Raw genomic sequence first — 13,695 nt, forward strand, 5'->3', positions numbered from 1 at the left:
GTCATGCGAATCGCGTTGGCTCAGATCCTCAGCGGCACCGATCCGGCCGCGAATCTGCAGCTGGTGCGCGAGTACAGCCACCGAGCCGCCGCGGCGGGCGCCAAGCTGGTGGTGTTCCCGGAGGCGACCATGTGCCGATTCGGTGTCCCGCTGGGGCAGGTCGCCGAGCCGGTCGACGGACCCTGGGCGTCCGGTGTCCGGCAAATCGCCGACGAAGCCGGGATCACCGTGGTGGCCGGGATGTTCGTCCCGTCCGGGGACGGCCGGTTCACCAACACGCTGATAGCGGCAGGTCCGGACATACCCAGCACCCGGTACGACAAGATCCACCTCTACGACGCGTTCGGCTTCACCGAGTCACGCACCGTCGCCCCTGGGGACGAACCGGTAGTCATCACCGTGGACGGCCTCGGCGTCGGGTTGACGTTGTGTTACGACGTCCGGTTTCCGACGCTCTACACCGAGCTCGCCGACCGCGGCGCACAGCTGATCGTGGTCTGCGCGTCGTGGGGGTCAGGGCCGGGCAAACTCGAGCAGTGGACGCTGCTGGCGCGGGCGCGGGCCCTGGACTCGACCAGCTTCGTGGCCGCGGTGGGACAGGCCGATCCCGGCGAAGACGTCAGCGACTCGGGCGCCCCGACCGGAGTGGGCGGCAGCCTGCTGGCGTCCCCGTTCGGGGAGGTGGTGGTCTCAGCCGGCGCCGACCCCGAACTGCTGGTCGCCGACCTCGACCTCACCAAGGTGGGTTCGGCACGAGACAACATCGCCGTGCTGCGCAACCGCTCGCACTTCATTCCCGGAAATAAGGCAGAATCGCGAAGGTGACAACTCCGCAGGGACCACCAAACGAAGGCCCATCGGGTTGGGCGCGCCCTGGCAATCAGGGACCGCTCGGCCGATCACCGGGACCTGGGGATCCCTCCGGCGGACGTCTACATCCCGGGGACCCGCGCGGCGGGCGGCCATACCAACCTCCGCAGGCCCCGCCGCCGCAGCAGACCGACCACGCGGCCGCTGCGAACGCCGACACCAGACGAATCCATTCACAACCGCCCGGCCTGGCCGCAGACCGCACTACTCCGATTGGTCAGCCGGCCGAGGAGCCGGGCGAGGTCAAGAAGAAAAAGCGCCGACTTCGCGACCCCCTGTCGCTGGTATTGGTCCTGATCATCGTTGTCGCGCTGGTCGTCGCGGCCCTGATCGGTGTCGAGCTCTACGTGCGCCACGAGGCCAACAACAAGATCGCGGCCGCGGCCGCGTGCATCACCAAGGACCAGGCCAGTGCCTCGTTCGGGGTCACGCCGCTGGTGACCTGGCAGGTGATCACCGACCACTACACCAACATTTCGGTCGAGACGGCCGGCAACCAGATCCGCGACGCCAAAGGCATGAAGCTGCAGCTGAGCATTCAGGACATCAAGCTCAACGCCACCCCAGACTCCAAGGGCACCATCGGCGCGATCGACGCCACCATCACCTGGACGGCACAAGGCATCAAAGAGACTGTGCAGAACGCGATTCCGGTGCTGGGTGAGTTCGTCACCAGCAGTGTGACGACGCATCCCAAGGATCAGACCGTCGAATTGAAGGGCATGCTCAATGACATCGTCGCCAAGCCGGTGGTGTCCGACGGCGGCCTGAGACTGCAGATCATCAGCTTCAATACGCTCGGCTTCTCGTTACCGAAGGAGTCGGTGCAGTCGACGCTGGACGAATACACCTCGAACCTGACCAAGAAATTCCCGCTCGGTATCCGCGCGGAAAGTGTGGACGTCACCGACGGCAGCGTGACCGCGAAGTTCGCCTCGCGCAACGCGACCATCCCGGCCGGTGAAACCGACCCCTGCTTCGCGGATCTGTGAGCTAACGCAGTTCGTCCAACACGGCCCGGGTCCCCGATAGGCCCAACCGGGTGGCCCCGGCGTGCAGCATCGCCACGGCGTCAGCGGCGGTGCGGATGCCGCCGCTGGCCTTGACGCCCAGTCGGCCGCCGACGGTCGCGGCCATCACCTCGACGGCCCGCACCGTGGCCCCGCCGGCAGGGTGGAAGCCGGTGGAGGTCTTGACGAAGTCGGCACCGGCCTCCTCGGCGCTGCGGCACACGGCGATAAGCGTCCGCTCGTCCAGCAGCGCCGACTCCACGATCACCTTGAGCACGACCCCCGGTGTGGCGGCTCGGACCGCAGCGATGTCGGATCGCACGGCGGCGAAGTCGCCGACCCGCGCCGCACCGACGTCAATAACCATGTCGACTTCACTGGCGCCGGCGGCAACTGCGGCTGCCGCCTCCTGCGCTTTGACCGCGGGCAGGTGCTTGCCGGACGGGAAGCCCGCCACCGCCGCGACCGGCACGCCGCCCTGCGCGATGGCGACGGCCACCATCGACGGGGAGACGCAGACCGTGTAGACACCCAACTCGACGCCCTCAGCCACCAGTGCCGCCACGTCGGCCGCGGTGGCCTCCGGTTTGAGCAGGGTGTGGTCGACGAGTGCGGCCAGCTGCTGCCGGGTCGGTCGGTCCGGCATTAGAACGGCTCTTCCGCGGACCCGGGATTGCAGCCGGAGGCGACCATTTCGGCGTCGGCGACAACTGGGCGCCACGGCTCGAGGTTCCAACTGGTCTTGCCGGGCTGGACCAGTTCAGCGAGCTGCCAGTGGCAGAAGAACTGAGCGCGCATGCCCGGCGAGTCGGCACCGGGTGACCGGGCGAGCACCTCGGTCCAGGCTTGTTCGGCAACCTGCGGGGTACCGGGATTCAGCGCCGCCGCGCGCGCTGCCGGGGTCGGATAGACCCGCAAACTGGACAGGCCGGCCGCCCAGGTCGTCCACTCTGTGTGTTCGACGAAGTGCGGTGCGGACCCGGGGTCGGCTAGCCCGGGATCGGCCGTCGCGATCGGCGCACTCAGCAGCGCCACCAGCGCCGCCGCCGGCGCGTAAATCAGGAGTTTCATCCGTCAGCGCGACTTGCCCTGCACTTCGAGCAGCTTGGGCCGCACGTCGACAAGGTAGACGCCCGCGGCGACGGCGGCCAGCGCAAGTCCCATCACGCCGAAAATGAGGTACAGCACGGTGAGCAACGCAATCGCGCCGCCGAGGATCACCAACCACACAGGTTTGGTCAGCTTGTCGGCGGCGGGGTAGGCGTCGGCGCGCTGCATCGCTGCGTGCACGAACGCGTACACCGTCATCACCAAGACGGCGACCCGCAAGATCCACATGACGGTACCCACTGCCTGCACGCCCATAAGAGTAAGCGGGCCGTCGCAAAAACGTCGACTCCGAGTCGCCAACCTGCGGCGACTCGGAGTCGAGTGGTGCTTATTTTCGGCGGGTTAACGCCGCCGTCCCGGAATTACTTCTGGGTGACCTTCTTGGCGGGAGCCTTCTTGGCCGGCGCCTTCTTGGCCGGGGCGGCCTTCTTGGCGGGAGCGGCCTTCTTGGCCGGAGCAGCAGCCTTCTTGGCCGGAGCCTCCGCCTTCTTGGGGAGGTCGATGCCAACCAGCTTGGCGGCACGCTCGCCGACAGCGCGGGTCTGCGTCGCAACGGTGCCCAGCGCCTCCTGGGTCAGCTCGACAGCCTGGTCGACGTAGCCCTCGGCACGCGCCGAAGCGTCCTCGAAAGCCGACTGGCTGCGCAGGCGCTCAAGAGCAGCCTCGCCGCGCTCGACCAGTTCGTTGTACCGGCTGGTGGCGGCCTCCACGTAACCCTCAGCGGCCTTGCGCAGCTCGTCAGAAGTGAACTTCTCGCGGAGCTCGGTCAGCTGCTCGGGCAGGTCCTCCTGCAGCTTGGTCAGGCGGGCACGGCTTTCCTCGACCCGGCTGCGGGTGTCGGTGCGGGTCTCCTCGGCGCGGTCGCGCAGGTTGGCGATCAAGTCGTTGACGGTCGCCAGGGCCAGGTCGGCTGCACCGAGCGCAGCAAGCAGCGGAGCCTTCAGGTCCTCGATGTTGGTGTTCTCAGCCATTGATGTTTCCTTTCTTTGTTTTCGACATAGGGCTTATTAACCATGGGGTTTGGAAGTTGGCGCAAGTGTCGGCTCCTGTGCGCAGGAGAAGTCAAGACCCGCGGATTGACTTTGGCACGCGACTTGCAGGAACCTCCTGTTGGTCGGGTCGGATGGCGGTCGGTGAGGGGCCGGGGAGAACGCCGCGCTATCGGCAATCTTGTTGGGTACCCGGCCTGATGGCGATCTACAACGTCATGCGGATCACTGATCAGTTGGCGTCGACGGATTCGCTGGGACACTCCTGGTGGTTAGCTTCGTTCTGCTGGGTGAAGGACGCGTAGATGTCCAGTAGGACCTGTTTCTGACGCTCGGTGATCGCCGTGTCGGTGACGATGGCGTCACGCACCTGGCTCGTTTCGCTGGGTTCCAAAATCCCCGCCCTGACGTAGAGAACCTCGGCAGATACCCGCAGCGCTTTGGCGATCTGGGCCAGGACGTCGGCGGACGGCTTACGCAAGCCGCGCTCAACCTGACTCAAATAAGGATTGCTGACACCGGACCGCTCGGCGAGCTGGCGCATCGAGACTTGCGCCAATTCGCGCTGCGATCTGATGAAACTGCCGATGTCAGAGGCCACGTCGGAGGCCTTAGCGGACACCTTGGTGCCCAGCTTCTCCTCCGGCGACATGGTGCGCTCCTCGCGTTGGCTTGTTTGCTTACGCCCACCAGGCTACGGAGGAGTGCTTGCTATTGCAAGCACTTGTTAGCACCGTCTCAGAACAGCAACTGCGCGATCGTGTAGATAGCCAACCCCGCCAGGGAGCCCACGACGGTCCCGTTGATGCGGATAAACTGCAGGTCACGGCCTACATGCAGCTCGATCCGGCGGCTGGCTTCCTCGGCATCCCAGCGCTCGATGGTCTCGGTAATGATCGCTGTGATCTCTACCCCATATTGCGAAACCAGGTGCTGGGCAGCACGCACCATCCAGCCGTCGACCTTGTCGCGCAACTCGGCGTCGTCGCGCAGCGACTCCCCGATCCGGATCACCGTGTCGGCGATTCGGGTGCGCAACGCGCTGGACGGGTCGTCAACACCCTCGAGCACCAACCGCTTGAGCGTCGTCCATGCCGTTGCTGCGGCATTGGCAACCTCTTCGCGTGCCATCAACTGCTCCTTGACGGCATCGGCCCGCGCGATGGTGTCGGGGTCGTTCTGCAAGTCGTCGGCGAATTCGAACAGGAACCGGGTCGCCGAGCGACGAAGCTCGTGATCGGGATTGCGGCGCACCTTGTCGGTGAAGTCCATCAGCTCGCGATGGATCCGGTCTCCCACCAGGTGGTCGACGAAGCGGGGTGACCAGGTCGGCGAGTCCCGCTCGACCACCCGCTGGATGACCACGCCGGCGTTCAGCGACCATTGGAAAGCTCGGTCGGCCAACAACTGGATCAACGCTTCTTGGCGATTCTCGGCCAGCAAAGTCTGCAGCACGCGGCCCACCGGCGGGCCCCACTGTGGTTCGGCAATACGCCGCACGATCATGCGGTCGATCACCTGCTGGACATCCTCGTCGCGCAACAACTCAACGAGCACCCGCAGCACAGTCGACGCTTCGGCCGCCACTCGCTGGGCGTGTGCGGGCTCGGCGAGCCACTTGCCCAACCGGCTGGGTACTTCGGCACCGCGCAGCTTGGTCTCCACCACTTCTGCGGACAGGAAGTTCTCCCGCACGAAGGTGCCCAAGCCCTCGCCGAGCTGATCCTTCTTGCGCTTGATGATCGCGGTATGCGGGATCGGAATGCCCAGCGGATGCTTGAACAGCGCGGTCACCGCGAACCAGTCCGCCAAGGCGCCCACCATGCCGGCCTCCGCCGCGGCACCGACGTAGCCGACCCACCCGGGGGCGTCGCCATGCATGTTCGCCCACCGGCACAGCAGAAACACCACCGTCGCGCCGACGAGAAAGCTCAGCGCCACCACCTTCATCCGGCGCAGCGCCGTCCGACGCTCGGCGTCGGCCTCCGAATCTGCCCCGGCGAATGACTCCGCGAACGAGGTGCGGTTTACCGGCTTGGGCGTCGCCGCGGGCTCGGCTCTGTGTGCCACCCCACCATCATCCGCCATGGCAACGCTCATTAAGCACCGGTTAGTGTTACCCACACTGTTCGGAAGCCTCACACGCTTGCGCCGATCCGCCCAACGGTCCCACCCAAGCCAAATAGCACGCCGTAGTATCGATGCGTCTCTGTAGTGAATGGGAATCGGCGGAAGTGGCACAGCAAATCCCGGCTCGCGCGGTAAAAACCGATGGTCGCAAGCGGCGCTGGCACCAACACAAGGTGGAGCGCCGCAATGAGTTGGTAGATGGCACGATCGAGGCGATTCGCCGCCAGAGCCGCTTTCTGAGCATGGATGAGATCGCCGCGGAGATCGGGGTTTCCAAGACCGTGCTCTACCGCTATTTCGTCGACAAGAACGACCTCACGACGGCCGTGATGATGCGCTTTGCGCAGACCACGCTGATTCCCAACATGGCCGCGGCACTGTCCTCCAACCTCGACGGCTACGACCTGACCCGCGAAGTCATCCGGGTCTACGTCGAGACCATGGCGGCCGAGCCGGAGCCGTACGGCTTCGTGATGGCCAACAGCTCGGGTAGTAAGAGCAAGGTGATCGCGGATTCCGAGCGGATCATCGCCCGCATGATCGCGGTCATGCTGCGCCGACGCATGCGCGAGGTCGGGATGGACGTGGGCGGCGTGGAACCCTGGGCCTACCTGATCGTCGGTGGCGTCCAGTTGGCCACCCACTCGTGGATGTCGGACCCGCGGATGTCCAGCGACGAGTTGATCGACTACCTCACGATGCTGAGCTGGAGCGCATTGTGCGGGATCGTAGAGGCCGGCGGCTCACTGGAGAAGTTCCGCGCCCAGCCCCATCCGTCGCCTATCGTGCCGCCAAGCGAACAGCAACGTAAAGAGGGTTAAAGACCCACTGATCGCACCTCCGGCGAGCAAGGAGTGCGACTAGAGGCTGAAACAGCAGCTAGCATTCAGTGGATCCATCGGGACGCCGACGAGTGGCATGAAACCGTCGGGCGCCGCGATAAACAGAAAGGCTGACATCGATATGGCAGTGCAGCTCACGCCGCACTTCGGCAATGTGCAAGCGCACTACGACCTGTCCGATGACTTCTTCCGGCTGTTCCTCGACCCCACCCAGACCTACAGCTGCGCCTACTTCGAACGCGACGATATGACTCTGGAAGAGGCCCAGTACGCCAAGATCGACCTGGCTCTGGGCAAGCTGAACCTCGAGCCCGGAATGACTCTGCTGGATATCGGCTGCGGGTGGGGCGCCACCATGCGCCGCGCAATCGAGAAATACGACGTCAACGTCGTGGGCCTGACCCTGTCGGCGAACCAGGCCGCGCACGTGCAGAGGAAGTTCGACGAACTCGACACCCCGCGCACCAGGCAGGTGCTGCTCGAAGGCTGGGAAAAGTTCCACGAACCCGTCGACCGGATCGTGTCCATCGGCGCGTTCGAACACTTCGGCCGCCAGCGCTACCGCCGCTTCTTCAAAATGGCCTATGACGTGCTGCCCAGCGACGGAATCATGCTGCTGCACACCATCGTGCGGCCGACAATGCGGGAAGCCAGAGCGCGGGGATTGCCACTGACCCACGAGATCGTGCACTTCAGCCAGTTCATCCTGGCCGAAATCTTCCCGGGCGGTGACCTGCCGACGGTGCCGGTCGTCGAGGAGCAGTCCGGGAATGCGGGCTTCACGATGAAACGGATCCAGTCGTTGCAGCTGCACTACGCGCGCACGCTGGAAATCTGGGCCGCCGCGCTGGAAGCCGAGAAGGACAAGGCGATCGCGATCCAGTCGGAGAAGGTCTACAAGCGGTATATGAAGTATCTGACCGGCTGCGCCAAACTATTCCGCGAGGGATATACCGACGTCGACCAGTTCACCCTGGCGAAATAGCGGGCGAAATAGGGGGGCGAAATAACGCCTCAGTAGGTGTAGAAACCCTGTCCGGATTTCTTGCCCAGCAAACCCGCCTCGACCATCCGCTGCAATAGCGGCGGCGGGCCGTAGAGCGGTTCCTTGAATTCCTCGTACATCTTGTCCGCGATCAGCTTGAGGGTGTCCAGGCCGACCAGATCGGACAGCTTCAGCGGCCCCATCGGATGCGACAAGCCCGCTACCACGGCTTTATCGACGTCTTCGACAGTGGCAAAGCCGGCCTCGACCATGCGGATCGCCGAAAGCAGGTAAGGCACCAACAGGGCGTTCACCACGAAACCGGACCGGTCCGAACAGCGCACGACCTGCTTGCCCAATACGCCGCTGGCAAACTCTTCGGTGCGGTCAGCGGCGGCAGGATCGGTGACCAGCGTGCTGACCAACTCGACCAGCGGCAGCACCGGCACCGGGTTGAAGAAGTGCAAGCCCAACACCCGCTGCGGGTTCTTGGTCGCGGCGGCGATCTTCATGATCGGGATGCTCGAGGTGTTCGACGCGAGCACCGCGTCGGGATCGGTGACGACCCGGTCCAGCTCGGCGAAGATGCCAGCTTTCACCGCCTCATCCTCGACGATGGCCTCGATCACCAGTTGCCGGTCGGCCAGGTCAGCGAGGTCGGTGGTGAACGTCAACAGCCCCAGCGCCCGGTCGCGTTCGCGCTCGGTGACTTTGCCCGCGCTCACACCTCGCTCCAGCGACTTGACGATGCGGTTGCGGCCCGCGGTGACCAGCGCCTCGGTCGTCTCGAAGACCGTCACGCCGACGCCGGCGCGCAACGACACCTCGGCAATCCCGGAACCCATCTGCCCGGCGCCCACGACGCCTACCCGCTCAATCGCCACCAAGGGCTCCTCTCATACGCGCGAGCAGACGCAGAATCGCATCAATTGGGCGGCAAAAGTGCGATTCTGCGTCTGCTCGGCAGACTAGCTCAACCTAACTCAGTGGAATTGGCCCTCTTCGGTGGAGCCCGCCAGAGCCGTCGTCGACGAAGTCGGGTCGACGGTGGTGGCGATCCGGTCGAAATACCCCGCACCCACCTCGCGCTGGTGCTTGGTGGCGGTGTAGCCGCGCTCCTCGGCGGCGAACTCGCGCTCCTGCAGCTCCACGTACGCGCTCATCTGGTTGCGGGCGTAGCCGTGGGCCAGATCGAACATCGAGTAGTTCAGCGCGTGGAAGCCGGCCAGCGTGATGAACTGGAACTTGAAGCCCATCGCACCGAGTTCCTTCTGGAACTTGGCGATCGTGTCGTCGTCGAGGTGCTTCTTCCAGTTGAACGACGGCGAGCAGTTGTAGGCCAGCATCTGGTCCGGGAACTCGCTCTTGACGCCCTCGGCGAACTTCTTGGCCAGCTCCAGGTCCGGCGTACCGGTCTCCATCCAGATCAGGTCGGCGTACGGCGCGTAGGCCTTGGCGCGGGCAATGCAGGGCTCCAGGCCGTTGCGGATCCGGTAGAAGCCTTCGTTGGTGCGCTCACCGGTGATGAACGGACGGTCCCGCTCGTCGACGTCAGAGGTGATCAGCGTGGCGGCCTCGGCGTCGGTACGGGCGATGACGACCGTGGGGACGTCAGCAACGTCGGCCGCGAGCCGGGCAGAGGTCAGGGTGCGGATGTGCTGCTGGGTCGGGATCAGCACCTTGCCACCGAGGTGGCCGCACTTCTTCTCCGAGGCCAGCTGGTCCTCCCAGTGCGAACCGGCGACACCGGCGGCGATCATCGCCTTCTGCAGCTCGTAGACGTTGAGCGCACCACCGAAGCCGGCTTCACCGTCGGCGACGATCGGCGCGAGCCAGTTGTCCACCGAGCGGTCGCCCTCGACCTTGGCGATCTCGTCGGCGCGCAGCAGCGCGTTGTTGATCCGGCGCACGACCTGCGGAACCGAGTTGGCCGGGTACAGGCTCTGGTCGGGGTAGGTGTGACCGGACAGGTTGGCGTCGCCGGCGACCTGCCAACCCGACAGGTAGATGGCCTTGAGGCCGGCACGCACCTGCTGGACGGCCATGTTGCCGGTCAGCGCGCCAAGCGCGTTGACGAAGTCCATCTCGTGCAGCTGCTCCCAGAGCACCTCGGCACCGCGGCGAGCCAGCGTGCTCTCCTCGACGACGTGGCCCTGCAGCGCGACGACATCCTGCGGTGTGTAGGTGCGGGTGACGCCCTTCCAGCGGGGGTTGTGGTCCCAGTCGTGCTGGATCTGCTCGGCGCTCTTGGGGGTTCCAACGACAGACATTGGACAGCTCCTTAACAATATTTCTTGACTCGAATGCGGATGGCCCACCGCCATCCGGCAGGAGCTGAAGGCTCAACTCCCACTGTGACTTCACTGACGTGCTAACACGACGATGGCATAGCCCATTCCTGCAGGTCTACCCATTTCACTTGCGAATTTCGGCTATGACCTGCGGTCATTTTGCAAATCTTGCGAAGCCGCAAACTCACTGAACCGGTTCAGAAGCTACCGGCTGGTAACCAAAATCCGCAGGTCAGCATACTATTTAACAGGACGCTTGTCCGGTTAAATAGCGAAGAGCGCGGCGACCGCTTTCGTCTCGTCGCCGACGGCATATGTGAGCGTTGTAACAGTGCGGTCGGCCAGGCCTGGACCGAACTTGTCGGTCGATCCGGCCGGATGAACGTGCGAGATGATCTCCAACTTGTTGCCCAGCGCCACCGGCGCCTCGTGCTCGATGGTCACCCGCAGCGGACCGTTCAGCAGGTCCGGGTGTGACGCCAGGTAGTCCTCGACCACGCTCCAATACACCGAGTTGTTCATGTGGTCGAACAGGTCGATGTCGGTCACTCGGACGGGAAACTCGTGGATCTCGGTCGCATCCTCACGGGCACCGGGCTTCAGATAACCCTTCCAGCGCAGCCGGTCGACAGAGGTGGTCTTGTGCAGACCCGCCAGGAAGTCGTCGGCGATACGAGCCGGCATTTCCGTTTCCTTGTTGACGTGGATCCAGAACGCCTCAGATTCGATGAGGCCGCCTTTGCGTCCGTCTATGCGCACGCGCATCTCACACCACCGGTTGGAGGTGCCTGAGCACCACCGGCGACACCGCAGCATGTCCTGGAACTCGATCGGGCGGATGAAGTCGACCATGGTGCGGCGGACGATCCACAGCGGATGGGTCTCCTCGAACCCCATCTCGCGCAACTGGTCCTGACCGATGTCCTGGATATGCCGGCACGCCGCATCCAACCGCAACCGGCCGGTGCGGTCGATGTCTCCGACGCGCAGTGGCCACTCCCGACCGAACACGTCTGGGTGACCGTCAGGCACCGGCATCAAAGTCTTGTCCAGGCTCACGGCGCTGCTCCCCGTTTCCTCCTCGTGTGAACCCCAGGATTGCCCAGAGATTTCGATGCGAATCATGCCAACGACACTTGGTAAACACCAATCTTGCCCACATGCCAAGTCTGCAAATACCGCCTTCGCAAAACCGAGTACGCTGCTCAACGTGTCCAAGACCTTCGTCGGCGCGCGGGTCCGCCAGCTCCGTAGCGAGCGCGGATTCAGTCAGGCAGCGCTGGCACAGCTGCTCGAAATCTCGCCCAGCTACCTCAACCAAATCGAGCACGACGTCCGTCCCCTGACGGTTGCCGTGCTGCTGCGGATCACCGAGGTGTTCGGGGTGGACGCCACCTTCTTCTCCTCCCAGGACGACACCCGGTTGGTCGCCGAGCTACGCGAAGTGACGATGGACCGCGACCTGGACATCGACGTCGATCCGAGCGAGCTCGCTGAGGTGGTCAACTCGCATCCCAGCTTGGCCCGTGCCGTGGTCAACCTGCACCGGCGCTACCGGATCACCACTGCCCAACTGGCCACGGCCACTGAAGAGCGCTACTTCGACGGCAGCAGCGGCAGCGGCTCGATAACCATGCCGCACGAAGAGGTGCGCGACTACTTCTACGAGCGCCAGAACTATCTGCACGAGCTCGACACCGCCGCGGAGGACCTGACCGTCAAAATGCGGATGCACCACGGCGATTTGGCCAGGGAGTTGACCCGGCGCCTGACCGAAGTCCACGGGGTGCACATCACCAGACGCATCGATCTGGGCGACACCGTCCTGCACCGGTATGACCCGACCACCAAGACCCTGGAGATGAGCAACCACCTCGCCTCGGGGCAGCAGGTGTTCAAGATGGCCGCCGAACTTGCCTACCTCGAGTTCGGCGATCTGATCGACACGCTGGTCGAAGACGGCAAGTTCACCAGCGACGAGTCACGCACCCTGGCCCGGCTCGGATTGGCTAACTACTTCGCTGCGGCCGTCGTACTTCCTTACCGACAGTTCCACGACGTCGCCGAGAACTTCCGCTACGACGTCGAGCGGCTCTGCGCGTTCTACTTGGTCAGCTACGAGACCATCGCGCATCGGCTCTCGACACTGCAACGGCCTTCGATGCGTGGCGTGCCACTGTCGTTTGTCCGGGTCGACCGGGCCGGAAACATGTCAAAACGCCAGTCTGCCACCGGTTTTCACTTCTCCTCCACCGGCGGTACCTGCCCGCTGTGGAACGTCTACGAGACGTTCGCCAACCCGGGCAAGATCCTGGTGCAGATCGCCCAGATGCCCGACGGTCGCAACTACATGTGGGTGGCCCGTACGGTCGAACGGCGCGCTGCCCGGTATGGTCAGCCCGGTAAAACCTTCGCGATCGGGCTTGGCTGCGAACTTCGCCACGCGCACCGACTCGTCTACTCGGAAGGACTCGACTTGTCGGGCAATATCGCCACACCGATCGGCGCCGGCTGTCGCGTCTGCGAACGAGACAACTGTCCGCAGCGTGCTTTCCCCGCGCTCGGACGCGCACTCGACATCAACGAGCACCGCAGCACCGTCTCGCCCTACCTGGTGAAGCAAGCATGACCGGCAACCAGGTCGCGCGCATTCCATCGGGACGCTTTCGCCAACTGGGGCCGGTGAACTGGGTGCTGGCCAAGTTGGCCGCGCGCAAGGTGCGCGCACCCGAGATGCATCTGTTCACGACGCTGGGCTCCCGGCAGGCCCTGTTCTGGACGTGGGCGATCTATTCGGGACGGCTGATGCGGGGCCGCCTGCCCACGATGGACACCGAGTTGGTGATCCTGCGGGTGGGACACCTGCGGTCCTGCGAATACGAACTTCAGCACCACCGCGGGATGGCACGCAAGGCCGGTCTGGATGCCCAGACGCAGGCTTCGATCTTCGCTTGGCCGGACCCGCCGGACGGTGACGGCCCTCGCAAGGTACTCAGCGCCCGCCAGCAGGCACTGCTCAACGCCACCGACGAACTGGTCAAGGACCGCACCATCACCGCCGCGACCTGGCAGCAGCTGGCGACCCACCTCAACAGGGCTCGGTTGATCGAATTTTGTTTGCTGGCAACTCAATACGACGCGTTGGCGGCGACGATCACGGCGTTACAGATCCCGCTGGACAACCCCCGGCAGTCCTAGAGGTACAGGTTGGCCAGCAGTGCCAGACTCAGCACCACGGGCAGTACCGGCACACCGAACGCGAACGCCGACCACCCGTCTTTGCGCCGCCAGCGCATCAGTAGGCCACCGATAACCGCCCCGATCGCCAGCGCCGCGGACAACACCAACACCGCCACGCTCCACTGGCTCACGGTTGTGATGTCGTCGCCGATGGTGATGCCAGCCAGCCACAGGACGTAGCCGACGATCAGGCCGCCGATCGCGCCGAGAACGGTTTCGGTTCGCATC

The 13,695-nt window shown here is 64.6% G+C and carries 16 protein-coding genes; 6 read left to right on the forward strand and 10 right to left on the reverse strand.

Annotated features, from left to right (window positions below; all coding sequences use genetic code 11):
* Positions 1 to 3 precede the first annotated feature (3 nt).
* Complete coding sequence (locus tag A5634_RS14070) at positions 4 to 825, forward strand: carbon-nitrogen hydrolase family protein (protein ID WP_065144656.1); 822 nt, start codon at positions 4 to 6, stop codon at positions 823 to 825.
* Positions 822 to 1,862, forward strand: a complete 1,041-nt coding sequence (locus A5634_RS14075; RefSeq protein WP_065144657.1) for an LmeA family phospholipid-binding protein — start codon at positions 822 to 824, stop codon at positions 1,860 to 1,862. The genes A5634_RS14070 and A5634_RS14075 overlap by 4 nt, the downstream gene beginning before the upstream one ends.
* Position 1,863: 1 nt before the next feature.
* On the opposite strand, the gene deoC is transcribed toward A5634_RS14075, so the two are convergent.
* The 6 genes from deoC to A5634_RS14105 all read right to left on the reverse strand — a co-directional run bounded on the left by deoC (position 1,864) and on the right by A5634_RS14105 (position 6,067).
* The gene (gene deoC / locus A5634_RS14080; protein WP_065144658.1) at positions 1,864 to 2,526 is read right to left on the reverse strand and encodes a deoxyribose-phosphate aldolase; all 663 of its coding nucleotides are present in this window, start codon (positions 2,524 to 2,526) and stop codon (positions 1,864 to 1,866) included.
* Positions 2,526 to 2,951, reverse strand: a complete 426-nt coding sequence (locus A5634_RS14085; RefSeq protein WP_065144659.1) for a DUF2599 domain-containing protein — start codon at positions 2,949 to 2,951, stop codon at positions 2,526 to 2,528. The genes deoC and A5634_RS14085 overlap by 1 nt, the downstream gene beginning before the upstream one ends.
* 3 nt (positions 2,952 to 2,954) lie before the next feature.
* The gene (locus tag A5634_RS14090) at positions 2,955 to 3,245 is read right to left on the reverse strand and encodes a DUF2516 family protein (RefSeq protein WP_065144660.1); all 291 of its coding nucleotides are present in this window, start codon (positions 3,243 to 3,245) and stop codon (positions 2,955 to 2,957) included.
* 107 nt (positions 3,246 to 3,352) lie between these two features.
* Positions 3,353 to 3,961 (reverse strand): heparin-binding hemagglutinin HbhA, encoded by a 609-nt coding sequence (gene hbhA, locus A5634_RS14095; protein ID WP_065144661.1) that lies wholly within the window; start codon positions 3,959 to 3,961, stop codon positions 3,353 to 3,355.
* A 250-nt stretch (positions 3,962 to 4,211) separates the two neighbouring features.
* The gene (locus A5634_RS14100; RefSeq protein ID WP_065144662.1) at positions 4,212 to 4,631 is read right to left on the reverse strand and encodes a helix-turn-helix domain-containing protein; all 420 of its coding nucleotides are present in this window, start codon (positions 4,629 to 4,631) and stop codon (positions 4,212 to 4,214) included.
* Positions 4,632 to 4,717: 86 nt separating this feature from the next.
* The gene (locus A5634_RS14105) at positions 4,718 to 6,067 is read right to left on the reverse strand and encodes a DUF445 domain-containing protein (RefSeq protein WP_081290426.1); all 1,350 of its coding nucleotides are present in this window, start codon (positions 6,065 to 6,067) and stop codon (positions 4,718 to 4,720) included.
* A 146-nt stretch (positions 6,068 to 6,213) separates the two neighbouring features.
* On the opposite strand from A5634_RS14105, the gene A5634_RS14110 reads away from it, so the two are divergent.
* Together A5634_RS14110 and pcaA are read left to right on the forward strand one after the other, a co-directional pair.
* Positions 6,214 to 6,930 carry a TetR/AcrR family transcriptional regulator gene (locus A5634_RS14110; RefSeq protein WP_065144663.1) on the forward strand — a complete coding sequence of 239 codons (717 nt, stop codon included), beginning with the start codon at positions 6,214 to 6,216 and terminating at the stop codon, positions 6,928 to 6,930.
* 142 nt (positions 6,931 to 7,072) lie between these two features.
* A complete protein-coding gene (gene pcaA / locus A5634_RS14115) occupies positions 7,073 to 7,936 on the forward strand; it encodes a cyclopropane mycolic acid synthase PcaA (RefSeq protein WP_065144664.1) in 864 nt (287 codons plus the stop codon).
* A 29-nt stretch (positions 7,937 to 7,965) separates the two neighbouring features.
* On the opposite strand, the gene A5634_RS14120 is transcribed toward pcaA, so the two are convergent.
* From A5634_RS14120 to A5634_RS14130, 3 genes are all read right to left on the reverse strand, one after another.
* Entirely contained in the window at positions 7,966 to 8,820 is an 855-nt protein-coding gene (locus A5634_RS14120) for a 3-hydroxybutyryl-CoA dehydrogenase (RefSeq protein WP_081290417.1), read from the reverse strand.
* 99 nt (positions 8,821 to 8,919) lie between these two features.
* Positions 8,920 to 10,206, reverse strand: a complete 1,287-nt coding sequence (gene aceA, locus A5634_RS14125) for an isocitrate lyase (RefSeq protein WP_065144665.1) — start codon at positions 10,204 to 10,206, stop codon at positions 8,920 to 8,922.
* Positions 10,207 to 10,491: 285 nt separating this feature from the next.
* Entirely contained in the window at positions 10,492 to 11,286 is a 795-nt protein-coding gene (locus A5634_RS14130; RefSeq protein WP_065144725.1) for an acyl-[acyl-carrier-protein] thioesterase, read from the reverse strand.
* Positions 11,287 to 11,437: 151 nt separating this feature from the next.
* Here A5634_RS14130 and ramB point away from each other — a divergent pair, with 151 nt between their 5' ends.
* Together ramB and A5634_RS14140 are read left to right on the forward strand one after the other, a co-directional pair.
* Positions 11,438 to 12,856 carry an acetate metabolism transcriptional regulator RamB gene (ramB, locus tag A5634_RS14135; RefSeq protein ID WP_065144666.1) on the forward strand — a complete coding sequence of 473 codons (1,419 nt, stop codon included), beginning with the start codon at positions 11,438 to 11,440 and terminating at the stop codon, positions 12,854 to 12,856.
* Positions 12,853 to 13,425 carry a carboxymuconolactone decarboxylase family protein gene (locus A5634_RS14140; RefSeq protein ID WP_065144667.1) on the forward strand — a complete coding sequence of 191 codons (573 nt, stop codon included), beginning with the start codon at positions 12,853 to 12,855 and terminating at the stop codon, positions 13,423 to 13,425. The genes ramB and A5634_RS14140 overlap by 4 nt, the downstream gene beginning before the upstream one ends.
* Here the strand turns inward: A5634_RS14140 and A5634_RS14145 are convergent.
* On the reverse strand, positions 13,422 to 13,694 hold the full coding sequence (locus A5634_RS14145) for a hypothetical protein (protein ID WP_065144668.1): 273 nt from the start codon (positions 13,692 to 13,694) through the stop codon (positions 13,422 to 13,424). The genes A5634_RS14140 and A5634_RS14145 overlap by 4 nt on opposite strands.
* Between the last annotated feature and the right edge of the window lies 1 nt (position 13,695).

It is taken from the genome of Mycobacterium asiaticum, from assembly GCF_001673365.1.
In the GTDB taxonomy this organism is placed as follows: domain Bacteria; phylum Actinomycetota; class Actinomycetes; order Mycobacteriales; family Mycobacteriaceae; genus Mycobacterium; species Mycobacterium asiaticum_A.

What these genes read in the sequence shown, in the direction of transcription:
- A5634_RS14070 (WP_065144656.1), top strand. Translation starts at nt 4, where the DNA reads ATGCGAATCGCGTTGGCTCAGATCCTCAGCGGCACCGATCCGGCCGCG.
- deoC (WP_065144658.1), bottom strand. Translation starts at nt 2,526, where the DNA reads ATGCCGGACCGACCGACCCGGCAGCAGCTGGCCGCACTCGTCGACCAC.
- A5634_RS14085 (WP_065144659.1), bottom strand. Translation starts at nt 2,951, where the DNA reads ATGAAACTCCTGATTTACGCGCCGGCGGCGGCGCTGGTGGCGCTGCTG.
- A5634_RS14090 (WP_065144660.1), bottom strand. Translation starts at nt 3,245, where the DNA reads ATGGGCGTGCAGGCAGTGGGTACCGTCATGTGGATCTTGCGGGTCGCC.
- hbhA (WP_065144661.1), bottom strand. Translation starts at nt 3,961, where the DNA reads ATGGCTGAGAACACCAACATCGAGGACCTGAAGGCTCCGCTGCTTGCT.
- A5634_RS14100 (WP_065144662.1), bottom strand. Translation starts at nt 4,631, where the DNA reads ATGTCGCCGGAGGAGAAGCTGGGCACCAAGGTGTCCGCTAAGGCCTCC.
- A5634_RS14105 (WP_081290426.1), bottom strand. Translation starts at nt 6,067, where the DNA reads ATGGCGGATGATGGTGGGGTGGCACACAGAGCCGAGCCCGCGGCGACG.
- pcaA (WP_065144664.1), top strand. Translation starts at nt 7,073, where the DNA reads ATGGCAGTGCAGCTCACGCCGCACTTCGGCAATGTGCAAGCGCACTAC.
- aceA (WP_065144665.1), bottom strand. Translation starts at nt 10,206, where the DNA reads ATGTCTGTCGTTGGAACCCCCAAGAGCGCCGAGCAGATCCAGCACGAC.
- A5634_RS14140 (WP_065144667.1), top strand. Translation starts at nt 12,853, where the DNA reads ATGACCGGCAACCAGGTCGCGCGCATTCCATCGGGACGCTTTCGCCAA.
- A5634_RS14145 (WP_065144668.1), bottom strand. Translation starts at nt 13,694, where the DNA reads ATGCGAACCGAAACCGTTCTCGGCGCGATCGGCGGCCTGATCGTCGGC.